This window comes from Photobacterium malacitanum (assembly GCF_900185615.1).
Lineage (GTDB): Bacteria > Pseudomonadota > Gammaproteobacteria > Enterobacterales > Vibrionaceae > Photobacterium > Photobacterium malacitanum.
This window is the reverse complement of sequence record NZ_FYAK01000010.1, coordinates 39,193-63,274: the sequence shown is the minus strand read 5'-3', so window position 1 is coordinate 63,274 and position 24,082 is coordinate 39,193. Positions and strand designations below refer to the sequence as shown.

General features: G+C 37.3%; 20 protein-coding genes. 11 read left to right on the top strand and 9 right to left on the bottom strand.

What is annotated here, in order from left to right; all coding sequences use genetic code 11:
* Positions 1-499: 499 nt before the first annotated feature.
* The 6 genes from PMAL9190_RS16590 to PMAL9190_RS16565 form a co-directional block, all read right to left on the bottom strand.
* Positions 500-763, bottom strand: a complete 264-nt coding sequence (locus PMAL9190_RS16590) for a hypothetical protein (RefSeq protein ID WP_087846129.1) — start codon at positions 761-763, stop codon at positions 500-502.
* 83 nt (positions 764-846) lie between these two features.
* On the bottom strand, positions 847-1,239 hold the full coding sequence (locus PMAL9190_RS16585; protein ID WP_045071353.1) for a EutQ-related cupin domain-containing protein: 393 nt from the start codon (positions 1,237-1,239) through the stop codon (positions 847-849).
* Positions 1,240-1,307: 68 nt separating this feature from the next.
* Entirely contained in the window at positions 1,308-2,459 is a 1,152-nt protein-coding gene (locus PMAL9190_RS16580; RefSeq protein WP_087846128.1) for an iron-containing alcohol dehydrogenase, read from the bottom strand.
* 245 nt (positions 2,460-2,704) lie between these two features.
* Positions 2,705-2,947: a hypothetical protein gene (locus PMAL9190_RS16575; protein WP_087846148.1), complete on the bottom strand. Its 243-nt coding sequence runs from the start codon at positions 2,945-2,947 to the stop codon at positions 2,705-2,707.
* A gap of 306 nt (positions 2,948-3,253) precedes the next feature.
* Positions 3,254-3,436, bottom strand: coding sequence for a hypothetical protein (locus tag PMAL9190_RS16570; RefSeq protein ID WP_065168651.1), 183 nt, complete (start codon positions 3,434-3,436; stop codon positions 3,254-3,256).
* A gap of 511 nt (positions 3,437-3,947) precedes the next feature.
* Entirely contained in the window at positions 3,948-4,868 is a 921-nt protein-coding gene (locus PMAL9190_RS16565; RefSeq protein WP_087846127.1) for a LysR family transcriptional regulator, read from the bottom strand.
* A gap of 80 nt (positions 4,869-4,948) precedes the next feature.
* On the opposite strand from PMAL9190_RS16565, the gene PMAL9190_RS16560 reads away from it, so the two are divergent.
* The 8 genes from PMAL9190_RS16560 to PMAL9190_RS16525 all read left to right on the top strand — a co-directional run bounded on the left by PMAL9190_RS16560 (position 4,949) and on the right by PMAL9190_RS16525 (position 15,149).
* Positions 4,949-6,352, top strand: coding sequence for an efflux transporter outer membrane subunit (locus PMAL9190_RS16560; RefSeq protein ID WP_087846126.1), 1,404 nt, complete (start codon positions 4,949-4,951; stop codon positions 6,350-6,352).
* Positions 6,353-6,397: 45 nt separating this feature from the next.
* A complete protein-coding gene (locus PMAL9190_RS16555) occupies positions 6,398-7,546 on the top strand; it encodes an HlyD family secretion protein (RefSeq protein WP_087846125.1) in 1,149 nt (382 codons plus the stop codon).
* 8 nt (positions 7,547-7,554) lie between these two features.
* The gene (locus PMAL9190_RS16550; RefSeq protein WP_087846124.1) at positions 7,555-9,042 is read left to right on the top strand and encodes a DHA2 family efflux MFS transporter permease subunit; all 1,488 of its coding nucleotides are present in this window, start codon (positions 7,555-7,557) and stop codon (positions 9,040-9,042) included.
* A gap of 612 nt (positions 9,043-9,654) precedes the next feature.
* Positions 9,655-11,133 carry a dipeptide/tripeptide permease DtpA gene (dtpA, locus tag PMAL9190_RS16545; RefSeq protein WP_087846123.1) on the top strand — a complete coding sequence of 493 codons (1,479 nt, stop codon included), beginning with the start codon at positions 9,655-9,657 and terminating at the stop codon, positions 11,131-11,133.
* 207 nt (positions 11,134-11,340) lie between these two features.
* Positions 11,341-12,048 (top strand): S24 family peptidase, encoded by a 708-nt coding sequence (locus tag PMAL9190_RS16540; protein ID WP_087846122.1) that lies wholly within the window; start codon positions 11,341-11,343, stop codon positions 12,046-12,048.
* Positions 12,045-13,325, top strand: coding sequence for a Y-family DNA polymerase (locus PMAL9190_RS16535; protein ID WP_087846121.1), 1,281 nt, complete (start codon positions 12,045-12,047; stop codon positions 13,323-13,325). Before PMAL9190_RS16540 ends, PMAL9190_RS16535 begins: the two co-directional genes overlap by 4 nt.
* A gap of 484 nt (positions 13,326-13,809) precedes the next feature.
* The gene (locus tag PMAL9190_RS16530; RefSeq protein WP_087846120.1) at positions 13,810-14,442 is read left to right on the top strand and encodes a DarT ssDNA thymidine ADP-ribosyltransferase family protein; all 633 of its coding nucleotides are present in this window, start codon (positions 13,810-13,812) and stop codon (positions 14,440-14,442) included.
* Between the two features lie 5 nt (positions 14,443-14,447).
* Positions 14,448-15,149, top strand: a complete 702-nt coding sequence (locus PMAL9190_RS16525) for a DarT1-associated NADAR antitoxin family protein (RefSeq protein ID WP_087846119.1) — start codon at positions 14,448-14,450, stop codon at positions 15,147-15,149.
* A 449-nt stretch (positions 15,150-15,598) separates the two neighbouring features.
* Here PMAL9190_RS16525 and PMAL9190_RS16520 read toward each other — a convergent pair whose 3' ends face one another.
* Together PMAL9190_RS16520 and PMAL9190_RS16515 are read right to left on the bottom strand one after the other, a co-directional pair.
* Complete coding sequence (locus PMAL9190_RS16520) at positions 15,599-16,750, bottom strand: iron-containing alcohol dehydrogenase (RefSeq protein ID WP_087846118.1); 1,152 nt, start codon at positions 16,748-16,750, stop codon at positions 15,599-15,601.
* Positions 16,751-17,024: 274 nt separating this feature from the next.
* On the bottom strand, positions 17,025-17,267 hold the full coding sequence (locus PMAL9190_RS16515) for a hypothetical protein (RefSeq protein ID WP_087821346.1): 243 nt from the start codon (positions 17,265-17,267) through the stop codon (positions 17,025-17,027).
* An 849-nt stretch (positions 17,268-18,116) separates the two neighbouring features.
* Between PMAL9190_RS16515 and PMAL9190_RS16510 the strand changes: the two genes are divergently transcribed.
* A complete protein-coding gene (locus tag PMAL9190_RS16510; protein WP_159458406.1) occupies positions 18,117-19,358 on the top strand; it encodes a magnesium transporter in 1,242 nt (413 codons plus the stop codon).
* Between the two features lie 179 nt (positions 19,359-19,537).
* Here PMAL9190_RS16510 and PMAL9190_RS16505 read toward each other — a convergent pair whose 3' ends face one another.
* Positions 19,538-20,566, bottom strand: a complete 1,029-nt coding sequence (locus PMAL9190_RS16505; protein ID WP_087846117.1) for a HoxN/HupN/NixA family nickel/cobalt transporter — start codon at positions 20,564-20,566, stop codon at positions 19,538-19,540.
* 615 nt (positions 20,567-21,181) lie between these two features.
* Between PMAL9190_RS16505 and PMAL9190_RS16500 the strand changes: the two genes are divergently transcribed.
* On the top strand, positions 21,182-22,516 hold the full coding sequence (locus PMAL9190_RS16500; protein WP_087846116.1) for a solute carrier family 23 protein: 1,335 nt from the start codon (positions 21,182-21,184) through the stop codon (positions 22,514-22,516).
* Complete coding sequence (gene guaD, locus PMAL9190_RS16495; protein WP_087846115.1) at positions 22,513-23,880, top strand: guanine deaminase; 1,368 nt, start codon at positions 22,513-22,515, stop codon at positions 23,878-23,880. The genes PMAL9190_RS16500 and guaD overlap by 4 nt, the downstream gene beginning before the upstream one ends.
* Positions 23,881-24,082 lie beyond the last annotated feature (202 nt).

The window sequence follows — 24,082 nt, the reverse complement described above, 5'->3', positions numbered from 1 at the left end:
CCACAAAACAAAACAACAGCTATTGTTTATGCTAATGATTGAGCATAAATTCATTTGGCTACGAAAATCTTATGCCTCGTTGAGTTAATTCTGAACAATTAACTTACGAGGCAGTCCTCATTTATTCCATTTATTCCTTTGTTAACACTTCCTCACTATAACCGTATAGTTAGTGTTTATTTCGTTATGACAACTGCAATCATTTTATGTTGTAAACTTTCAGCTTAATTAAACAGCAAAAAAAACATAGTCTTTTTTTGCACCTTGATTAACGTTATATAAAATAAAACACGATACGCTTTTATTGATACTTTTGGGGAGCTTTTGTAGGCCTGTGCGGCAGTGAAGGCTGAAGTATTGAATAAAGTGACGCGGTTACGTTTCTAAATTGCCAGTACGGCAGAGTTAAAATAAATCTCTGGGGTGTATTTTGTATTGTTTAGATTTATTTTAAATCTACCTATTTTTAGTGAAAATAGCCCATCGACGGATGACCATTTTATCTGGCATAGCAATTCATACGAATGGTTGCACCTGAAGCAATGTAACCAAGTAATGCTTTACACTTATCAATAAGTACTTGATTGTTACTGTTATTTTCAATATTCGTTAAAGATTGAATCAGTCCAAAAGATTCATATTGTTCTAATGAAATATTGACTGCACTTGGTAGTTTTTTCTTTTCATTGCAATAGGCTTTTATTGATACTTTTTTGGGTGAGCTTCTGTAGTTACTCACCTCAACGACGATATTCTCTGGCATGTTTTATTCTCTAAATGGCATTGTGTCGATAAAAAAAGCCTTAAACAAGGTTCAAGGCTTTAAGGATTCATTTGGCAATGAAATTATTTTGCAGGTGCAAAATCTTCAGCTGCTTGGCGGTGTGCAGTGTAGATTGCTTCACCGTCACTTTCTGCATCAAAGATAACTTTAACATCAGCAGAGAACAGAATAACGTCGCCTACTTCAGCAACATATTTGTTGCCTTCCATATCACGCATTACGATCTTGCCTTTCGTTACAACTTTGTACTCTACTGAATCGTAGAAGTATTCAAATTCAACACCTGGAGACATAGTGAAGTGACCAATTGTCAATGGTGCACTGTTGTTAGTAACAGCAACTTCAGCCATGTCGCTTTTTAGGCCTTCAACTTCTAATAGCTTGCTTAGGTCGTTTAGCTTAAAAGAGCCTGCTTTGATCAGCGAGATACCTGGTTTTTCAGTTAATGTAGTCATTGGATTTATCCTTCTTTTTATAATAATGGCTGGTAATTTTTATCCAGCCTTATGTAGGGTGGTGCTTATTACATGCGTGCTTTGAAGATCTCAATGATTTCTTCTAGGCTCGCTTTACGTGGGTTAGTTAAAGAACACGCATCGTTGAGGGCATTTTGTGCCATGAACGCAAGCTTGTCTTCGGTTACACCCAAATCGGCTAAGCGCTGTTTAGTACCAACAGCGGCTGATAAACCATCAATTGCATCAAGAGCTGCATCAATTGCATCTTCTTGTGTCATTAATGCTGTATCGATACCCATTGCTTTCGCGATATCAACAAAACGCTCTGGTACTTGCTTGGCGTTAAAGCGTGATACTTCAGCTAATAGAATAGCGTTACATAGACCATGTGACAGATCGTAAACACCACCTAGTTGGTGCGCCATTGAGTGAACATAACCTAGTGATGCATTAGAGAATGCCATGCCTGCAAGGTACTCACCGTACTGCATTGCATCGCGTGCTTCGCGGTTTTGACCGTCATTCACCGCTGTTTCTAAATTATGCATGATCAGCTCAATTGCTTTGATTGCTGCTGCATCAGTAATTGGTGTTGCTGCTGTTGAAACATAGGCTTCAACTGCATGGGTTAGTGCATCCATACCGGTTGTTGCAGTGAGGAAGGTAGGCATTGCCACCATTAATTCTGAATCGTTTACTGCAATAATAGGGGTGAAGTGCTTATCAACGACAGGGTATTTAGTTTCATCTTCTTGATTAGTGATGATCGCAAATACTGTCATTTCTGAAGCGGTACCCGCAGTTGTGTTAACCGTAACTAATGGTAATTGTGGATTTTTCGATAAGTGAACACCTTTAGAGTAATCACGAATATGACCGCCGTTGGTTGCCACTAATGCGATACCTTTCGCGGTATCGTGAGAAGAGCCGCCACCAAATGAAATCACAAAATCAGCGTGGCTGTTTGCTAATAGCTCCAGGCCATCATCAATATTTTGCTCAGTTGGATTAGGTTGCACGCCATCATAGATAACAAAATCTAAGTTATGGGCTTTTAGCTCATCTGTTAGCTTGCTAACCAGACCGACTTCAACCAATACACTGTCTGTGACGATCAGGGCTTTTTGAAGATCTTTTGATGCAAGTTCAGCACCTAAAGATTGAATAGCATTAGGGCCCATTAACGTTACAGGTGGCATGTAAAAAACATTGCTCATCGTAAAACTCCGATAATTATTATTAATTTATAGTGACTTACCGTGTTAGCCATAAGTCTTAATCTGTTTGATAGCGCGTTTAAAAATGAGAAAATGCTGCTGCTATATCGAACTTAGTTGTTATTGTTTGTGTCGAAGCAGTATTCTACATCATGTTATTTTGGTAACAATAGGCTTAAAACTAAAACACCTTTACTCAACGGTAACAATGTGACGTGATTAAACATACTTAGGTTGCTGCATTATTACTTATCAGCTGCTGATAATAGTTTTTCATTAAAGCTCATGTGGCTGTTTTTACTTGTTACCACAATCCCTGAGTGTGATTTATCAGCAGTACCGTTGACAGCGTAGTGGCTGGCTACAACAGCATTATTAGCTTGGTTATTGAAACTAACGTTGCCTGTGAATGCACCATCACGTGCAGATGCTGTGTAAGAAGTGGCGATAATGGCGGTGGCGATAATTGCTTTAATAACTGTTTTCATGAGTTGTGTAACCTTATCTTGATAGTTGTTTACCAACGCCATCTGCGTTTCGATGGATGTATTATTGATAATTACATCATTAACAACAATACGCTTAATTAGCAAAAGATTGTTACATAAATGGAATAATATGAAGGGCAGGGTTTAGGGCGAGGTTTTTAGATGCACGGCGCGAGTTTCTAAGTGCTGAAATGCATTTAGTAAAGACGAAGGTTCAGATATAACAAAGGCCGCAATAATGCAGCCTTTGTTTTGGATCATATCAAAATATAATAAATAAAATGTGTAATCTATGATCTTTAGAGATTATAAAGTCTCATTATTTTTATTCATATTTTGCTGTTGTATTTCACACATCATTACTGGCATATAATCAGATTTGCCATTAGAAAGAGAACAATTTACTAATGGCCCTGTCGCTGTTGAGTTGCTTGCTTGTGCGCCAGCTGATGCTAATAAAATAAGTGATGCAAAAAGTGCGTTTTTCATGATTTAACTCCTTAATTAGATGCCGCCATTCTATTCATTACCTCATGAATGATAATCACCCTAATAGTAAAAACATTGTTACTAAATTAATGGTAATTCAGCTTTTGTTTTAATTAAAAATACTTAATTAGCCTTGATTTTTAACATTATCTATTTAGTTCGAGTTGGTAACTTTGGAGTATTGGTATAAAAAACCACTGTTAAGGCGATATTTAAAACATTGTATATTTGGTGAGCAACGCGATCAGAGACTATTTGAATGTCATTGAGAAGTTGGCGTTTTCTATCGATGTTCGACATTAATAGTCTGTTTTTTATAATGTTATTATTTCATGACCGTTATTAATATTCATTGCAATAACATTTTTGTGTTTTTTATTTTGAAAGACAAAATTGTCTAAAAATTTTGTCTTTTTAGTGAAAGTGAGGCGGTTAAGCATGGAAACTCAGTATAGATTGCCTGATTGAGTACATGCAGACTCGGCATTGTTATCGTTGGTTTGAATACCATTTAGCCTTTTTTACGGCGTTGGATCTCATCTTGAAATTGCGCGATGGTAAAATCAATAAATGCACGTAATCGGCGCGGCATTAAATCACGCTCTGGGTAAATGAAGCTGACAGGAATAGGGATTTGCGACTTATAAAGGCTGGGTAAAATATGAATTAATTTGCCTTCATTAATTAAATTTCGGCACAAAAATTCAGGAATGTAGGTAATACCAAACCCCTCTAAGCACATATCTAACGCTGCACTTAATGTATTAACTTTAAAACGGTAAGGTAGCCCTTCTAGTACATCTTTATTACTTGTACGTACATTACTTATCATACGAATTTGTTGATGCGGTATTTTTAAGTCAGATAAGTTTTGTGGTAAACCATATTGTTCTATGTATTTTGGGCTAGCGACTAACACCCGTGTTGTATGATGGAATGTTCTGACAATCAAAGACGAATCTTCAATCTCCCCAACCTGTATCATAATATCAAAGCCTTCCTTGATAAGATCAACTTTACGGTTTGATAGCTCAAGGTGGATTTTTAAATTAGGATGAAGGTTCATAAATGCTTTTATACAATCGCCAATAATTCCTTTTCCTACCTCAACCGGCATTACCATATTTAATGTGCCGCAAATTAAATCATGGCTAGCAGTCACTTCAAGTTCAGATTGTTGTAAGACTTCCAAAATATGCGAACAAGAACGATAAAAAGTATCGCCTTCTGTTGTTAAAACTAATTGGCGTGTTGAGCGTGTTAATAATTTAACACCTAGATATCGTTCTAATTCTGCTACTTTTCTGCTTACTGTTGATTTTGTTAACTCTAGTTCAGCAGCGGCTTGCGTAAAACTTTGTATTTCAACAACACGTGCAAAAATCTTGATCGTATTAAGATCAAAGCCAATTTTATTGTTTTTTGTCTGCAACAGTCTTTTCCTTTGTGATCTATATAACAACAATTTAATCCAATTTATACTTTATACCATAAAGTAATTTAGGACAGAAAATGAAAGCATTTTATACCTCTCGCATTGCAGCCTCTTTAGTTGCTGCATTGTTGTTATCGGCATGTAGTATGGCGCCACCTTCTGAACCACCGCATCATTCGCTACTTACAGCTAAGCAAGTTCAATTATATCAGCATGATCTTATTAATATAAAAACGGATTGGTGGACCCAATTTAATGATCCGCAATTAAATCAATTAATCACATTAGGTCTTACGAATAACTTAACCTTGCAGCAAGCTCAGCAGCGTATTGAGTTAGCGACTCAACAGGTTGCTTTAGCACAAGCGGGTGATAAGCCAAGCGTTAATCTTAATGTTAGTGGTGGTGCAATTGGTGCAAATTTAAATGCATTCTCTCCCCATAATGCACAATATTCAGCGCTAGGAATGTTGCTGCCTTCTTTTTCTTACCAATTTGATTTTTGGGGTAAAAATAAGGCAATTATTGCTGCTGCAACCAATCAAAAATTATCATTAGAGGCGCAAGCAGTACAAGCGAAGTTATTGTTGTCTGCGGCGATGACAAGTAGCTATTTTACATTACAAAATAATTATCGTTTAGAGCGGGATATTGAGCTGTTATTACGTGAAACGAATAAGCAAAAAGCTGTTATTAACGATCAAATTAAACGTGGTCTCGCAACCAAAGCTGAATTATTTCAACAGCAAGGTGATATTGATAAGTTATCAGCACAGCTTTCAATGACCAAAACGCAGCAGCAATTAGCAAAAAACCAATTAGCGTTATATGTCGCTAAAACACCACAACAATTGGGAACATTGTTAGCACCCAATGCTGAGCCTATAAAGCAATTGAATAATATTACGACGATTCCAATTAATTTATTAGGCCGCCGCGCGGATATTATTGCCAATAAATGGCTTGTTGAAGCTAATCGGCAAGGTATTAAACACGCTAAAGCCGCTTATTATCCTGATATGAATTTGATGGTTATGGGCGTTTTTCAAAAATTATCTTCGATGAATCCTGCCGATTTATTTTTAAGTGGGGCGACGGTTGCTACGACTTTACCACTCTACGATGGTGGCGTGCGTGATGCTAATTATGCTTCAGCAAATATTGATTATGACCAAGCGGTGACGGTGTATAACCAATCAGTGCTTACTGCCGTTAAACAAGCCTCTGATGCGATTGTTAATTTACAAGAGGCGTTACAACAACAAGCTTTATCCGTGGCATCAACAACACAATATCAGCAAGCCTATATGCTATTTAAACACCGTTATCAACGTGGATTAGCCAGCTTTTCAGAAATGAATAATGCCCAAATAAAGTGGCATCAACAGGTGATACAAACCACGAATGCTGATAACGCAACGCTACAGAATCAATTACAACTTATTGTTGCTCTTGGAGGCGGCTATAACAGCCAACAATAAAATACACAGCCGTCATCTAGCACAATAAACCACATGAGACTCAATATGACAAATCAACCTCTTAATTCTACTTCTCAAAAAAAACGTAACACTATTCTCAGTGTTTTTATCATTATCGTTATCGCTGTGGCCGTGACTTATTATTTATTTATGCCGACCACCTCACAAACCACTGATGATGCTTATGTTGCAGGTCAGAGAATAATGATCACAGCACAAGAGTCAGGCACGGTTAATGCGATCAATGTTGATGATACTCAACAAGTTAAGCAAGGTGAACAGCTTGTTTCTTTAAACCATAACCCATTGCTATTAAAGCAACAACAAGCAGAAGCGAATCTTAAAAATACGGTTCGTGATATACAAAGTAAGTATGTACAAATCGCGCAGTTAAAAGCGCAAATTGCAGCAGAAAAAGTGATGTTGGCTCAAGCGAAACAAGATTATAAGCGTCGAATTGGAGGGGACAAAGACGGTTCAGTGCTTGCTGAAGTTGTCTCACATTCAAAAAATGCCGTCTTGATTAAAGAGCAAAATCTGATTGCGTTAAATAAACAATTACAAGCGTTGCAAACCTTATTACCTCAAGAAAATATTTTAGATAATCCTCAAGTTCAAATGGCAATTGCGCAATTACGTCATGTGTATCTTGATCAACAAAATGCCACTATCTTTGCACCTAAAGCCGGTATGGTTGTTAATCGTAGTGTGCAAATTGGTCAACAAATTCAAGCAGGGCAACCATTAATGACGATTGTGCCATTAAATAATGTTTGGGTTGAAGCTAACTTTAAAGAAACACAGTTACATAATATTCATACCGGACAACCCGTTACCATTAAGTCTGATCTTTACGGTGATAAATATACATATCATGGTGTTGTGGCGGGTATTGGTGCGGGTACGGGGAGTGCGTTTGCAGCGATTCCTGCCCAAAATGCGACGGGTAATTGGATTAAAATTGTTCAACGTGTTCCTGTTCGTATTTACATTGATTCGCAGCAAATTGAACAACATCCACTGCGCATTGGTATGTCAATGACAGTCACGGTTGATACAAAAGCGACCGCGAATAAGCCGTTTGATTATGCCGTGTTTACTGCCAATGAAAGTGCGCAGAAGACGACTAACAAACGCCTAGCTGTTGTAGATAAAAAGGTTGAGATATTTGTTAATCACCTTATTAAAGCTTAGGTGATGTAATGAATGAATCTGTGCCACTAAAGGGCGTTAAACTGCTATTGATTACCTTAGCGACATCAATGGCAACTTTCATGATGATTTTAGATACATCGATTGCCAATGTCGCGATCCCTACTATTGCAGGTAATCTTGGTGTATCAACCGATCAAGGTATTTGGGTGATCACCGCGTTTGGTGCAGCCAATGCGATATCAATGCCGATGACGGGTTTTTTAAGTCGTCGGTTTGGCGAAGTAAAACTGTTTCTCTTTGCCACCATGGGGTTTGTTATTGCATCGATGTTATGTGGTATGTCGAGCAGTATTGAAATGTTGATTTTTTTCCGCGTGATTCAGGGGGCTATTTCGGGATCGATAGCACCGCTATCACAAAGTTTGTTATTACGAAATTTTCCAAGAGAAAAACACGGTTTAGCAATGTCCTTATGGTCAATGACGGTGGTTATTGCACCGATTATGGGGCCGATTTTAGGTGGAGTACTGACGGATAATTACTCATGGTCATGGATCTTTTTCATTAATGTTCCGATCGGTATTACTGCGAGTGCGTTAGTCTTTTTTCTACTCAAAGGAAAAGAGACCAAAACCCAACGAGAAAGTATTGATTATATTGGAATTGGGCTATTAGTTGTTGCTGCGGGTAGTTTACAAATGATGCTTGATTTAGGTAAAGATCATGACTGGTTTCAATCAAATATAATTTTAGGATTAACGTTCGTCGCTGTTCTTTCTTGGGGCTGTATGATCATTTGGGAATGGTATCATGACAATCCTGTGGTTAACTTTCGCTTCTTTACCAAACGAAATTTCACAATTGCGGTAATAGTGATGAGCTTAGGGTATATGGTGTACTTTGGCTCTACAGTATTATTGCCGTTGTGGCTGCAAGGTGTAATGGGGTATACCGCATCATGGTCAGGTTATGCAACGGCACCTGTGGGGATTCTAGCAGTAGTAAGCGCACCTATTATTGGTAAATTAGTTCAAAAAATAGATATTCGTTATATTTTAACTTATGCCTTTTTGATTTTTTCTGTCGTTGGTTTTTGGCGGAGTAGTTATAATTTAGCAGCTTCTTTTGATTATATTATGCTGCCGCAATTCATTCAGGGTGCAGCAACATTAGCTTTTTTTGTACCACTACAAAATTTAATTGTGAATAGTGTCCAGCCCAATCAAATAGCCAATGCGGTGGCGTTATCGACGTTCTTTCGTACTTTATTTGGTAGTTTTTCATCATCGATTGTTACAACGATGTGGGATCAACGTATGGAATTTCATCATTCACGTATTGCAGAAGGATTTACGGTCGCTAATCATCAAGTCAGTCAGTTTATTCATTCAATGGGTAATAATCTTGATGCGGTGAATAGTGTCATTACTCGGCAGTCTTATATGATGTCAACCGTCGATTTATTTTGGTTGTCAGGGATATTATGTTTACTGCTGATTCCATTAGTATGGTTAGCAAAACCTGTACATCATTAATTATTTAAGCCATGCTATTGATCGAATAAAGGCCGCTAATTTAGCGGCCTTAGTTTTATTTAGTCGTTACCAAATAATTTTTAATTACATATAGGTTAGAAATAACAGTTAAAACAAAAGCACTATTACCTTGAAGTAATAATGGTAATGAAGAACAATGGGAGGAGATTTTTAGAACAGTCTATAATGTGTTAGTTAGATTAAATAACTTTTATTTTAAGCTCGTGTTTAAATATTGTCATTATATTATATTAATAATATTTATCATTAATTCAGAAATTCTATTTTTATATTTGGTAATAATAAAAGATGGTTGTGAATTTATTTATTATCACTTTATTTTCTTATTGGATTCATGTTTATACGATTAGTTCATTATTAATGATTTAATTGTATAAATATAATTAAGACAATAATGTTAGCATCGTACACATCAATTTTAGATATATATTATTTTTATCTGTACGCTAATTTTATGTTTGTAAATTTAGTGTGCTTTTATTTTTATGATTCATTCTGTGCAATAAAAAATTATTTGAGTTGACGGTACGTGACGTATAAAAAATAACCACATTTGAATTAGTTATTTTTGAATTATTTAGGAATTCAGTAATGTCCGATAGGAACATATTTAAGCAACCCAAACCATTTTATTTAATTTTTTCAATCGAGTTTTGGGAAAGATTTGGTTTCTATGGAATGCAAGCCATTTTAACCGTATATATGGTTAATATTCTTGGAATGTCTGAATCTGCAACCTTTACATTATTTGGTGCTTTTACTGCGCTTGTTTTTGGCTCTGTTGCGATAGGAGGTTGGGTTGGTGATAAAGTATTAGGCACTAAGCGTACCATTAAGCTTGGAGCAATGATTCTAACCATTGGTTATACATTATTAGGATTATCAGCAAGTAATAATTATGGTGACTCTAACTTAATTTATATTGCGATGGGTTTTATCGCGATGGGTAATGGATTATTTAAAGCGAATCCATCAAGTCTGCTTGCTAAAACGTATGGTGAAAACGATCCTCGTCTCGATGGTGCATTTACCATGTATTATATGGCGGTAAATTTAGGGTCATTTTTCTCTATATTATTAACGCCTTGGATCGCCGAAAAGTTTGGTTATAGTTTTGCGTTTGGCGCTAGTGCTGCAGGGCTTATTATTACTATTGCTAACTTTATTATTAGTGGTCATGTGGTTAAAAAGATCGGTTCAAAGCCTGATATGAAACCACTTAATATAACGTATTATATAGGTATTTTAAGTAGTGCTATTATATTAAGTTTTGTTAGTTCTATTTTATTGCAGCATTTATTTTATGCGCATTTAATCTTAATTATTGTTGGTGTTATTATTGTTTTTCTGTATTTTCGAGAGTCATTTTTATCTCATGGCCTTGAACGTGCAAAAATGATTGTAGCATTTATATTAATGTTGCAAGGTGTGATGTTTTTTGTCCCTTTTCTTCAGATGCCAACATCCGTTAACTTTTTTGCTATCCATAATGTGTCGCATGATCTTTTTGGCTTTGCTATTGCCCCAGAGCAATTTCAAGCATTGAACTCATTATGGGTGATGGTCGCAAGCCCAATACTGGCGTTTATATATAATAAATATGGTGATCGTTTTGCGATGCCATTGAAGTTTGCAATTGGTATGGTATTTAGCAGTTTTTCATTTTTAGTGTTGGCGCTTGGGGCTAATTTTGCAAATAGCGATGGTATTATCAGTTCTAACTGGTTGGTATTATCTTATATTTTCCAAGCTATTGGTGAGATGTTGGTGTCAGGATTAGGCTTGGCAATGGTTGCTCAGCTAGTTCCACAGCGTATGATGGGATTTGCGATGGGAATGTGGTTCTTAACGTTAGCAACCGCAGCAGTATTTGCCGGTTGGGTTGCAACATTAACAGCGGCACCGGTTGGGATTGTCAATCCACACCAAACACTCACTATTTATCGCCATATATTTAGTCTGATCGGATACACCACAGCAGCAATTGCACTATTAACGTTAATTATCGCACCGTTATTAACGCGAATTATTCGTGGAGAATCAACAAAGGCAACGGTGGCATTGTCTTAAGTGAATTAAATACCAAAAATCAGTGGTTGTAATATTAATATTTTAATCACTGATTTTTTAGATGAATACCGATTCGTTAACAATGTTATCCCAACACCAATTAATCATGCCGTTTACTAAATTTGAACGGCATTTTATTTGGCTAATGCTTGCCACTTATCATAAACAGCCCTAAAATAACTGTACAAAAACACAGTATAGTTAACCATGATAACACTCACTACCAATGTACAAGCGGGGATCACCGGATTTGAAAATCCCACTATTCGCTTTCGTCAGCAGCCTCTAAACCTACAAACTTTATTTGTACATAGTCACACATCAATGCGCATTATCAGCGCTGACAACAGTTATCAAAAATTTGGTATTGCGAAAGGTGACTGGCTACTGATCGACAGTGCTTTGCAGGCGTTAGCCACTGATCTGGTATTGTTTGAGTATCATGGCGAGAGCCACATTGCGCGCTGGAACGTATTGTGCCAACACATTGCAGCCTCGGGAAAAGCGTGGGATGAACTGCATGTGATGGGGGTGATCAGCGTTTCTATTCATCATTTTCGCCAGCCGCCGCCTTTACCTTGGCACTGTGATTTAACCGAAATCGACTTACACCAACTTATTGTTACTCAAGAGCACTCAACATTATTGTGTCGTGCTGCAGGTGTTTCGATGCTACCGCACATTTGGGATCGCGATATTTTGATCCTAGAACGCCACCTCACGCCAGAAAACGACGATGTTATTGTGCTGGCGTTAAATAATGATTTAATTGTAAAGCGGATCAATGTGCACACTAAAACTCTTTATTCAGACAATTCCAGCTTTAAGCCTTATCCAATCACTCAAGATGATTACACTCGCTTACATGGTGTGGTTCGTTATAGTTTACGTTTACATCGATCGATGCCGTTATGATTTGCTTACTTGATGGTACTCGCTTTTATGCTGAGTCTTGCATTACCTATAAACCTGCTTTGCGTAATATTCCGCTGTTGGTAACCGCAGGCCAAGGGATCTCTATTGCTGCTAATCGTGCTTGTACTGATCTTGGTATCGGCAAATTCACTCCGATATGGGAAGAGATTGATCATCTACGAGCCCACAACGGTATTGTATATAAAGCTAACTTCAACACTTTTTCACACCATTCAGATCGCTTTATGACTGCGCTTGAAAAACACATTGAAGGTGCGCGCTCGATGCGCTATAGCGTCGATGAAGTGTTTTTTGATATTAGTCACTTACAACGTATTAATGTCGATCTCAATCAACATGTAAAAACGCTGCGTAAAGCCATTTATAAAGAAACCGGTGTACCAACAGGCGCGGGCGTAGGTAACACCCTCACCTTAGCGAAAGTTGCCTCGTGGGCTGCAAAAAATTGCCAACCTTATCAGGGGCAGTGTGTATTGATGAGCGAGCAACAGACCGATGCAATTTTAAAACAAATGCCAGTCGGTAAACTGTGGAACATTGGTCGGCAACTAAATAAACAACTGTTGCAAGAAGGTATCGTTACGGCTTATCAATTGAAACAATGTGACACTAAGACTTACCACAAACGTTATTCAATTAACGTCGCTAACGTGATTTCAGAGCTTAATGGGATTACTTGCTTAAATTTTTCTGCTCAACGGGCCAAGAAAAAACAGATTTGGTCGACCACTTCTTACCGCGATCGCTTACGTCACCAAGATGATTTATTTGCCGAACTGGCACACCATTGCACAGAAGTGATGCGCAAAGTACGTGATCAAAAAACTGAAGTGAGAACGCTAGCGTTTTTTATTAGTACCTCAAAACACGATCACTGCCGACCATTTTACCGTCGCGGTGAAGTGACATTTGCTAGCGGACTGACTGATACCAGCTTTGCCTTACAACAACTGCGATCGCAATTTAATGCTCTCCTGCCAGATAACCTTACTCAACAGCCGATCTATAAAGTCGGTGTGGGTGCCACCAGTTTAATTGATGCTGAAATAAAGCAATTTGAGTTATTTAACCGTTTTGATAATAAAGACAACCTAAACAGTACCCTTGATCAACTCAGCGACCGCTTTGGCAAAGGCGTGATTGGATTTGCTTGTCAGCAACGCAGCTATCAAGAACGGCAAGGGGAGATTGAGATGTTAGAACTTGAGAATTACTACACCGATATAAACGAGCTTGTGGTGGTGAAGTGTATCTAGAAACAGGCCACGCCAATGTGGCCTCACAAGAGCAGCGTTTTTACTCGTGATCAGTGCAATTTAAGTTGGTTTTGTTGATGGTTTATTATGGATGGTTTCTTAAATAATACAACGTGGGTTGAGGTGATTAGTGAACTGGTTTCGTTGGGGTATACTTAAAATGACAATAAGAATAACAGTTTAAAGTCTTATAACTAATTCTTTCACCTTTATCTTTTTTGCTGCTATCTCGTTAGTCGAATCATTTAATTTTAATAAACAAATCTAATCTACGGTAGGAACCTTGCTTGTTGGTGAACGAACAAAATGGAGATCCTAAACCTGAGTATATGAATAGTTATAAGTAACCCTGTTAAATTTCTGATTTGGCTCACAAAAAATATTTAATCCTTAAATCCACACCTTGAGAAAGGTTAATGATACCCCCACATCAAACTAACTTAGTTTCATATGTGTAAGTACAATACCGAGTAGGGGTTTAGTGATGGAAAAAGAACAAATTAAAAACGTTATAGCACAAAGACAAATACCTTTTTTGGTACATTTTACTAACTTAAAAAACCTTGAGAGTATATTTAGCAATGGCTTAGTACCACGAACGCAACTTGATGCATCTAATGTTAAATATGAGAGTAATGATGAAGTAAGGCTTGATGGGCATGCCGATTCACTTTCAATATCAGTTGCTTTTCCAAACTGTCAAATGTTTTACAAGCTTCGAAACAATAGCGATGATAAATTTTGTGTACTCGGTTTATCACCAGAGTTGCTACTAAACCACACTAGTGCTTTTTGCAAATATAATGCTGCTGATGCTGCAATTAGCAGTCAAAACATTGAAACGCTCAAAACCGCTGAAGCTTTTGAGGGGATGTTTGCTGACTTGCCAACTCAACGAAGTCGTGTAGATCAAAAGTTAAAAGATTACGACCCGACGGATGTTCAAGCTGAAATATTGGTTTTCGATACAATTCCAAAAGGTTACATTGGTGCTGTGGTTTTTCCTGATAAAGAATCAGAAAAACAATTCAAAGACATTATCGGAGGTTGCAAGTCCTATGTTCACAATCCAAATAAGGGTCTTTACGGAACTCGAACATTTGCTAGGGAATACTAATAGTTATGGCAACTAGACCAATATTCTGCCCCATCTTAAACCATGATTCAGACGTGGGTGTTTTGGAGAAAATGATGGACTTTAAGTGGCACCCAGGGATGGCTGTGTCACAAAAACAAAAGTCGATTCAAGAACTTCATATGGTGGCTAAAAACAATGGTATAGACTCTATATTAGAGGTTTCGAGCAAATCTATGAATGAACTTGGTGTCGCGCTAAGTGCATTCAACTTGTGTATTACTACAAAGTTAAAAAAACAAAGTTTCACTGTAGAAACTGCATTCCAAGGAAGTAAAGTTTTTGAGCAAGGAGGTCCCTTTGTAGACTTGATTGGCATGGATTCACTGACTGCGAAAAAGGATTTACGCATCAAAGAGTCAGGAAATCTTACTCATTTTGAGTTCTTTGGGAAAATATTTCCTAATACACCTCGAACATTTTTTTACGATTGGTTGTACATCAATGCATTAGTCCAAAATCAGGATCTTGCTGCTCAGGTTGCGATGTATGATGCATTTAGTGATATAGAGTTTAACCCTAAAAAATCTATTAACTGTCAAGCATACTCGATAGCGTTGTACGTTAGCTTGAACAAAAATGGTCTGCTGGAGCAGGCTCTAATCTCTCCAGATAGTTTTTTGAGTTTAACAGCCAACCAGTATTCAAATCAGTTAAGAGCCAAACCTATTCAGATTAGTATGATTTGAAAATTTAATAAGATATTTAGAGTAATTCCCGGCGTATGACATTTTTAGTGTCATCGTTGGGTTTTGATTTATAGTGCAATGTTTAAATTTAGTGGTAGCGTTGCTTACTCCTTAATTTTTATGTCATACTTTTCCTAATGACCCCTCCCTTCAATAGCTTTAACTTTAATAAACTAATATCCAATAATGAGTTAACTATTCAGCTAGTTCACTGTGATCACCAAGCGATTCTGCTGAAACCAACTTCACCAATATCATGCTATATCAACGAACTTCCTTACCCATTTCACATAACAGCTGTTATATGAATTTAAGCTGTAAGTCCCATGTAGAAATGTCCGCTGGTGATAAGAACGTCAGAAATTGACTGAAACTGGAAACAAACCCGCATAGCAAAAGGGCGTTGAAGCTAGCTTCAACGCCCTTTTTGATAGATTAATTAAGCTAAATTACATCCGTGCTTTGAAGATCGCTACGATTTCTTCTAGGCTCGCTTTGCGTGGGTTGGTTAAAGAACACGCATCGTTTAGAGCGTTTTGCGCCATGAACGCTAGCTTATCTTCAGTGACACCCAAATCAGCTAGGCGTTGCTTGGTACCCACCTTTTCAGAGAGTGCATCAATCGCTTCAAGGGCAGCATTTACTGCTTGCTCTTGGGTCATTGCTGCAGTGTCGATACCCATAGCTTTGGCGATATCAACAAAACGCTCTGGTACTTGTTTGGCATTAAAGCGCGAAACTTCTGCCAATAGGATAGCGTTACATAGGCCGTGAGCCAGGTCGTAAACACCACCTAATTGGTGCGCCATTGAGTGAACGTAACCTAAAGAAGCATTAGAGAATGCCATACCAGCTAAGTACTCGCCGTACTGCATTGCATCACGTGCTGCGCGATTTTGACCGTCGTTCACAGCGGTTTCTAGGTTGTTTACAATCAGCTCAATGGCTTTAATCGCTGATGCATCAGTGATTGGGGTTGCAGCGGTTGAAACATAGGCTTCAACCGCGTGCGTTAATGCATCCATACCGGTTGCAGCGGTTAGGAACTTAGGCATTGCGACCATTAGCTCTGAATCGTTCACTGCAATAATTGGCGTAAAGTGCTTATCAACTACTGGGTATTTGGTTTCATCTTCTTGGTTAGTGATGATGGCAAATACTGTCATTTCTGATGCTGTACCCGCGGTTGTGTTCACCGTTACCAATGGCAGTTGTGGTTTCTTCGATAAGTGAACACCTTTAGAGTAATCACGAATATGACCACCGTTAGCAGCAACCAACGCGATACCTTTAGCGGTATCGTGAGAAGAACCACCACCAAATGAAATCACAAAATCAGCATTGCTTTGTGCAAGAAGCGCAAGGCCATCTTCAATGTTTTTCTCAGTTGGGTTTGGCTGTACACCATCATAGATAACAAAATCTAAGTTATGGGCTTTTAGCTCATCTGTTAGCTTGCTAACTAAACCCACTTCAACTAATACACTGTCTGTAACGATTAGGGCTTTTTTCAGCTCTTTTGATGCAAGTTCAGCACCTAAAGATTGAATAGCGTTAGGACCCATTAAGGTTACAGGTGGCATGTAAAATACATTGCTCATAGTAAAACTCCGATAATTATTTATTAATTTATAGTGACTTACCGCGTTAGCCATAAGTCTGAATTTGAGTTTACGTTGAGGGATATACTGGAGGAGAAATGTATATCCTTACCGATTTTAGTGTTGCTGTGTGCTTCAATAACTTCATTCTACGCCCTATCATTTAAGTAACAATAGAGGCTAATACCAAAACACTTTTACGAAATAGAGGGTAATAAAAAACAGGGTAAAACGGTTTGATGAAGATGATTTAATAACAAAAACAGTGAGTTAATTATTTATCAGCGGCTGATAATAGTTTTTCATTAAAGCTCATGTGGCTGTTTTTGTTGGTTACCACAATCCCAGAATGTGATTTATCAGCAGTACCGTTGACAGCGTAGTGGCTGGCTACAACAGCATTATTCGCTTGGTTATTGAAACTAACGTTACCAGTAAATGCGCCATCACGTGCTGATGCAGTGTAAGAAGTGGCGATAATAGCGGTAGCGATAATTGCTTTAATAACTGTTTTCATGAGTTGTATAACCTTATCTTTTATAATTGTTTGTCAACGCCGTCTGCGTTTCGATGGAGCTATAGTAACAATTACCAAAAACAAAACAATGCACCGAAAACGCAAAAGATTATTACTATTTTAATGGTAATGTGTGATTGGTTTCTATATTGATGATTATTCAGTGATAAGATTAAAAAATGTAAACCAGTAGGAAAATTGGTCACAGCCGCTTTTATGAGATTATTTTCAATGAGGTATAAGCAGGTTGTTACGATGTTTCTATTATAAGCAATATTGGATTAGTTAAATCATTATGGTTATTTACTAGTAGCTTAATATTTAAAGTAATGAGCTTAGAGGCAGTATGTTGATAGGTAAATAATGCTTTAATTGTAATGGTAGTAGCAATATTGTTTAACTATATTTTTAATGTTGATTATTTTAAATGTTAATTAATATTTAAAATAAAATTGTATCAATGTTGTTATTCGGTTTTTTTTAATATATCATTCTCGCAACTACAACAAATGGAGATAAAACATGGACGGAGACAGTAGATTTTTATTAAATAGCAGTCGAGGTTGGCGATGGTAGATAAGTGATTTTTGATAATCATTTTTTTCATTTCTTTATATCCTCCCCACTTCCTGCTCTACATTTAGTCACTTAAAATATTCGATAATATGTAAATTAAATAATATATCGCTTACCATTAATGGTAGTATATGTTATTGAATGATTTGCATCATAATTCTTATTTTTTATGTTTGTTTAAAAATTATATCTATAAAACTATATGCTTGTAGATTTAATTTATTTGCTTTAATGCCTGTTATATTAATTTTAATGGGTAGTGGTATATTCTATATGACAACTATTACATTTAATAACCAAAGTATTCGTAAAATTTTCTTCTCTCATAATAAAGATAATATTGCGGATTTAATTGACTTAATTCATTCAAATAGCCATGGGAATATAGAGGATTGGTTTAATAAATTCTCATTAAAATATACTTATGAAGTAGTATGTCAGCTCCCTACAAATTATAAGAAAAAATTAAAATCACTTCTTCCTGCATCATTTAATCTTGAATTTGATTTGCTAGATAAGGCGGACGATCCTGTAATAAAAAAAACATCAGAGGTTGTTCCACTCGTATTTCATACCAAGGATGCCGTAACAGATGTAGTAAGATACCTTAAAGATGAAGGAAGATCAGATATTATTTTTGTTACCGACGATAATGGAACTTATATTGGTCTCGTCACAGCAAGTCAATTAATGCTCGCTAATGGTGAAGAATTACTGGCTAATATTGTCACACCATCGATAAGTTGCGGTACAAATACAGATCAAGAAAAAGCGGCAATGATTTTGCAAAAAGAAGACGTTAATTATCTTCCTGTCGTAAATATACAAGGTCAACCTGTTGCAATCGTTGAAGCTAAAAATGTGATTAATATTGTTCAGCAAGAACAGACAGAAGACCTTGAACTTATGATGGGAATACAACAGGAGTCAGAGAGTAAGGGGCTGAACTACCTACAAACCCCTGTTATGGATCATGTACGTAAACGTATATTTTGGATTGTTGGTTTAGCCGCTGTGGGTATTATTTCCGGTGTCATTATTCAAAGTTATGATGATGCAATTGCTGCAATGACTGTGCTCGCATTATATATGCCGATGGTTGCCGATACTGGAGGCAATGCTGGTAGTCAATCAGCAACGGTTATTGTAAGAGCATTAGCACTCAATCATTTAAATTTAAATGATTGGCTGAAGGTAGTATGGAAAGAGCTACGAATATCAGTCTTTATAGGGTTAGGGTTGGCTGCAGCGTCATGTGCTAAAGTGTTACTGCTATCCCATAATGTATCTTTGCCTTCAGGAGTAACACTTAAGCTTCTTGCATTAGCTATTGCTTTAGCTCTTTTTCTTCAAGTTCTTACTGCGACACTGATTGGCGCTATATTACCGCTTTTAGCCAAAAAATGTCGCGTTGATCCTGCTGTTGTTGCTAGCCCTGCAATTACGACTATTGTTGATATTACTGGTATGTTGATCTATTTCTATTGTACAACAACAATTCTTGGTCTGTCGTAACTTAATTTATTAATAAAATTGAAGACAACTATAGCTAGCATTATTTTTTCTAAAACAATATTAATTATATTTTAAAGAACTAAATAATAGTTATTAGCTAAAGAATAATTTTATTTTTTAGCTAATAAAAAGGCCGCAATAAATGCGGTCTTTTTATATTTGAAAGCACTTACAAAATATTAATCTCTAATTAGCTGATCTAATCTATCGTAACGACGTAGTTTATAATTAAGAATAGATAATACCCAACAACCAATAAATATCATAACCACCCCAATACCGACCATGCCAAAGTGATCGGTCATGGCATTAATACCGTTCCAAAACGAGCCGTTTAATTTTAAACTTGAAGCAATGGCGCTCAGTGCCTCTAAGCCACCGATGATCAATGCCACAATCACAGAAATACCAGTAATGGTCATATTATAATAAAGTTTACGTGATGGTTTTGAGAATGCCCAACCATAAGCACCGATCATAACCAGATTATCAAGGGTATCAATTAACGACATGCCAACGGTAAATAAGATCGGGAAAATCATAATTAACCAGATATTCATTCCTTGAGAAGCATTGGTTGCTGACAGTGCTAATAAGGTAATTTCACTCGCGGTATCAAAACCAAGTCCAAACAAAAAGCCAATAAAATACATATGCCAGCTTTTATTTATAAATTTAAAGGAAAAGTGAAAAAGTTTATTTAATGGGCCGGTTAATTGAATATTTACATCCGCATTGGATGGACGAATACCTTGTTTATAGGCGCTAAATTTTTTATAAACCGATAAGAAAATACGAAGGTTGATATAGGCCATTATCAATAAAAATAAAATTGATACGCTAGTGCCAATAATGCCGCCGATATCACTAATAAAAGGGATTTTTGACTTAAAGGTGCCAACGGTTAATGCAATCGCTGCGGCGGCTAGCATTACAATTGTTGAATGACCAAGTGAGAAAAATGTTCCGATAGTGATAGGTTTTTTACCTTGCTCCATCATTTTACGAGTCGTGGTATCAATGGCAGCAATATGATCGGCATCGACAGCATGACGCAAACCAAGTGACCAGGCCAAAAGGGACATACCCAGCATTTCTGGATGATGATGAAAGGCAATGACCGCAATAACCCATACGGCTATATTGATTAAGATAAGGCTAGATACCAGCCATATTGCATTTTTTTTGGTGTTATCGCTGATTTTCATTAAATATAATATCTCTGTTTTTAATAATAGTTATCATTCTCTTTATTTAACTGTGAGATTTAACTAAGTCGTAACGCTATTTGAATAAATAGTTTATTTTCAATTGGTTATATTTTTAAAGTTTGACTTTAATTCCACTTTTTATCTGTGGTTTATTGTTTATGCATTATTATAAACATCCCTTGAGCGTATGTATTTAACTTTAAAAGAATAAAAAGATAAATGTTATGGCAGTAACGATTGAAGGTGGGGGAAGTCTCAATTGCTGGTGTGTTTACACAATTAGGACAACAAGCGTTAGCGTTTACAGTTTGTGGTGTTGATAAAGATGAATTTTATACCTAAAAAGAGGGTAACTATCGCTCTTGGCGATGATGAATCAAACCATCACGCAAACGATTGCCTTTGGTTTTTTTTCAGGTAAAATCCCGCCATCTTATATTCTGCTTGGTTAATAACAACGTTTACATATACGCAATTCATTGAGCAATAAGTGTTTATTGTTCTGATATGTTATTTATTGATATGAGTGTTTTTTATTCAATATCAATTGAAATCAGCCGCAGTCTTACACAATAACTGCCTTCGTTAGTTTATTAATTGGTATACCGACACATGATTAATATCGATGAAAAAATATCACTTCCTCGCTCGCTTTCTTTGGGGGCGCAGCATGTTTTAGCGATGGATCTCTATATTGTTCCAATTATTTTAGCGGGTTTATTATCACTGACAGTGTCTGATACATCGGCACTTATTCAAATGACATTTGTTGTTGCAGGACTGGCGACCATTATTCAGTCGCGGTGTTTATTAAAACTACCTGTGATGCAAGGGCCGTCTTATATTCCGATTGGAGCCATTGCTGCTATTGGTCAAACCATGGGAATGGGAGCGGTGTATGGTGCATTAATTCCAGTCGCACTATTCGTTGCGTTGCTGGGTAAGCCATTAAATTTATTTAGTAAAGCAGTTCGAAAATTAGTGCCACCGATTGTAGGCGGTACGGTGATTATTGTGGTAGGAATTTCATTATTACCAATCGCGTTTAATGGTATTTACAGTGGTGAGCGACCAACTGAAAACATTGTGATTGCGTTGGTGAGTATGGTGTCACTATCAAGCTTTATTTTATTAGGTTGTTTGTTTACGTCATTGCATTGGTTGCGACTAACCTCAGTGTTAAGCGCGATTGTATTAGGTACGTTGACAGCTTCTTTTTATGGTATGACGGATTTCTCATCGGTAACAACAGCGGCGTGGTTTAAATTGCCGAGTTTATTGCCTTTTGGTGAGTTAACATTTGATCCCATTGCCATTTTGACGATGTTGTTCATCTCAATGATTGTGTTAGTTGAAACTACTGGCACATGGTGTGCCGTGAGTGCGGTGACTGGCGTTGAGCTAAAAGATGAGCGCTTAAATCGTGGTGCAACCGGTGAAGCGGTAGGACATTTCTTTTGTGCAGCATTAGGCGGTAGTCCTGTTACTGGTTATTCAACCAATGCTGGCATTATTGCCGTCACGGGTGTTGCCTCACGCCATGCGATTATTGCCGGTGGCTTTATTCTGTTATTGCTAGGCTTAATGCCTAAATTAACCAGTATTATTGCTTCGATTCCCCATGCTGTTATTTCGGGTATTTTCACCGTTATTTGTGTTGTTATTGCGATGAATGGTTTTCGTGTGATTCAGCATATCAACCTTAACGAACGTAATATGTTAGTGGTCGGTTTACCGATTATGTTGTCACTTGGTGCGGTGTTAATGCCTCGTGAATTAGTTTACGCCTTACCTGAATTAATCGGTTATTTAGTTAACTCAGGCATTGCGATTGGTGCCTTAGCTGCGGTGATCTTGAATTTCATTTTGCCTAATGAAGATCAACCTGTTACCGCTGAAACTGTTACCCAAATAGATAGTCAAACAAATACAGAGAATAACGCATGATTGATATAACAATGATTAAATTTGCTGTCCTTGCTGATTGCTTTCACTGCCCAGTAAAAGGTGAGTTTGAATTCAATATTGATTGGTTATTATTGATTGATCATCAAGGGGATATTGCAGCAACTTATCCGCCTCAGCATGCTGAATATGCTGACTTATTAGCGATTTTTAAGCGTAATAATTGCCTGCAAGTGATCCCAAAAGGCGAATATTTATTACCAGGTTTGGTGGATTTACATTGCCATGCACCGCAATGGCCACAGGCAGGAAAAGGGCTTGATTTACCTTTGTATGATTGGCTCCAAAATTATACTTTTCCACTTGAAAACCGTTATTCAGATAATGATTTTGCAGCTAACGTATATCAAGATGTCACTAAAACATTATTAGCTAATGGTACCACTAGTGCCGTTTATTTCGCTTCCATTCACCGCCAATCGACGGAGTTACTTGCACAAACATGTTTGAATGTCGGTCAACGTGCTTTTGTTGGTAAAGTGAATATGGACAATAGTGACCAATGTCCGGCTTATTACTGTGAACCAAGTGTGACAGCGGCAATTGATGATACTGAATTGTTTGTCAATAACGTATTTGAGCTGGCGGGAAATCAATCACGATTAGTACATCCGGTGATCACGCCGCGTTTTGTGCCAAGTTGCACCAGTGAGTTATTACAGCAATTAGGCGGTTTAGTGCAGCGCTATGATCTTCATATGCAAACCCATTGTTCTGAAAGTGATTGGGCACGTGACTACAGCATTCAACATTACGGTGTTAGTGACGTGACGATTTATGCTGATATGGGACTACTGAATAATAAATCGATTCTTGCTCATTCTATTTTTCTTAATCAAGCAGATATTGAAAAAATTAACCAGTTTAAAGCGGGTATTGGTCACTGCCCATTATCAAATATGTACTTTGCTAACGCTGCGATGCCAGCACGTGAATTATTGGATCACGGCGTACAAATCGGTTTAGGTAGTGATATTGCGGGAGCGCCATCACCGTCTATTTTCCGCGCCTGTTTTGATGCCGTCAGTCATTCCCGTGTTCGTGAAGAAGGGGTGGATATTTACTTACCTGCGTCTAAGCGTGGTACTGCTAATGCACGTATTAGTTTTGTAGAAGCGTTTTGGATGGCAACGGTCGGCGGTGGGCAAGTGCTTAATGCTAAAGTAGGCTTATTTGAACAAGGGTATCATTTTGATGCGATAGTAATTAAAGCCAATTCTGCTATCGGAAATTTACGTATTTGGCCTCAATTTGATAGTGCAAAAGATATTTTAGAGAAAATCATTACGCTTGCTCAACCTGAAAACGTGGCCAGAGTATGGGTACAGGGTAAGGCTGTTATTTAATCATCGCTGTCTATAGTGTGATATTGAAAAACCGTTACGGTAATAAACGTAACGGTTTTTTTTATAATAAATATAATTAAAACTGTGATATTGAGTCCAAAATAACGGTTTAAAGAATATGCGGTATATCACAGCGTATAATTGCTGTTACAAAAAGCCTGTGAATGCGTAATTAATCCTATATCTCCTACTATTAACTTTA

Excerpts from the sequence above, each read along its gene's own strand:
- PMAL9190_RS16590 (WP_087846129.1), bottom strand. The coding sequence starts at position 763 with ATGCCAGAGAATATCGTCGTTGAGGTGAGTAACTACAGAAGCTCACCC.
- PMAL9190_RS16585 (WP_045071353.1), bottom strand. The coding sequence starts at position 1,239 with ATGACTACATTAACTGAAAAACCAGGTATCTCGCTGATCAAAGCAGGC.
- PMAL9190_RS16580 (WP_087846128.1), bottom strand. The coding sequence starts at position 2,459 with ATGAGCAATGTTTTTTACATGCCACCTGTAACGTTAATGGGCCCTAAT.
- PMAL9190_RS16575 (WP_087846148.1), bottom strand. The coding sequence starts at position 2,947 with ATGAAAACAGTTATTAAAGCAATTATCGCCACCGCCATTATCGCCACT.
- PMAL9190_RS16570 (WP_065168651.1), bottom strand. The coding sequence starts at position 3,436 with ATGAAAAACGCACTTTTTGCATCACTTATTTTATTAGCATCAGCTGGC.
- PMAL9190_RS16560 (WP_087846126.1), top strand. The coding sequence starts at position 4,949 with ATGAAAGCATTTTATACCTCTCGCATTGCAGCCTCTTTAGTTGCTGCA.
- PMAL9190_RS16555 (WP_087846125.1), top strand. The coding sequence starts at position 6,398 with ATGACAAATCAACCTCTTAATTCTACTTCTCAAAAAAAACGTAACACT.
- PMAL9190_RS16550 (WP_087846124.1), top strand. The coding sequence starts at position 7,555 with ATGAATGAATCTGTGCCACTAAAGGGCGTTAAACTGCTATTGATTACC.
- dtpA (WP_087846123.1), top strand. The coding sequence starts at position 9,655 with ATGTCCGATAGGAACATATTTAAGCAACCCAAACCATTTTATTTAATT.
- PMAL9190_RS16540 (WP_087846122.1), top strand. The coding sequence starts at position 11,341 with ATGATAACACTCACTACCAATGTACAAGCGGGGATCACCGGATTTGAA.
- PMAL9190_RS16535 (WP_087846121.1), top strand. The coding sequence starts at position 12,045 with ATGATTTGCTTACTTGATGGTACTCGCTTTTATGCTGAGTCTTGCATT.
- PMAL9190_RS16530 (WP_087846120.1), top strand. The coding sequence starts at position 13,810 with ATGGAAAAAGAACAAATTAAAAACGTTATAGCACAAAGACAAATACCT.
- PMAL9190_RS16525 (WP_087846119.1), top strand. The coding sequence starts at position 14,448 with ATGGCAACTAGACCAATATTCTGCCCCATCTTAAACCATGATTCAGAC.
- PMAL9190_RS16520 (WP_087846118.1), bottom strand. The coding sequence starts at position 16,750 with ATGAGCAATGTATTTTACATGCCACCTGTAACCTTAATGGGTCCTAAC.
- PMAL9190_RS16515 (WP_087821346.1), bottom strand. The coding sequence starts at position 17,267 with ATGAAAACAGTTATTAAAGCAATTATCGCTACCGCTATTATCGCCACT.
- PMAL9190_RS16510 (WP_159458406.1), top strand. The coding sequence starts at position 18,117 with ATGACAACTATTACATTTAATAACCAAAGTATTCGTAAAATTTTCTTC.
- PMAL9190_RS16505 (WP_087846117.1), bottom strand. The coding sequence starts at position 20,566 with ATGAAAATCAGCGATAACACCAAAAAAAATGCAATATGGCTGGTATCT.
- PMAL9190_RS16500 (WP_087846116.1), top strand. The coding sequence starts at position 21,182 with ATGATTAATATCGATGAAAAAATATCACTTCCTCGCTCGCTTTCTTTG.
- guaD (WP_087846115.1), top strand. The coding sequence starts at position 22,513 with ATGATTGATATAACAATGATTAAATTTGCTGTCCTTGCTGATTGCTTT.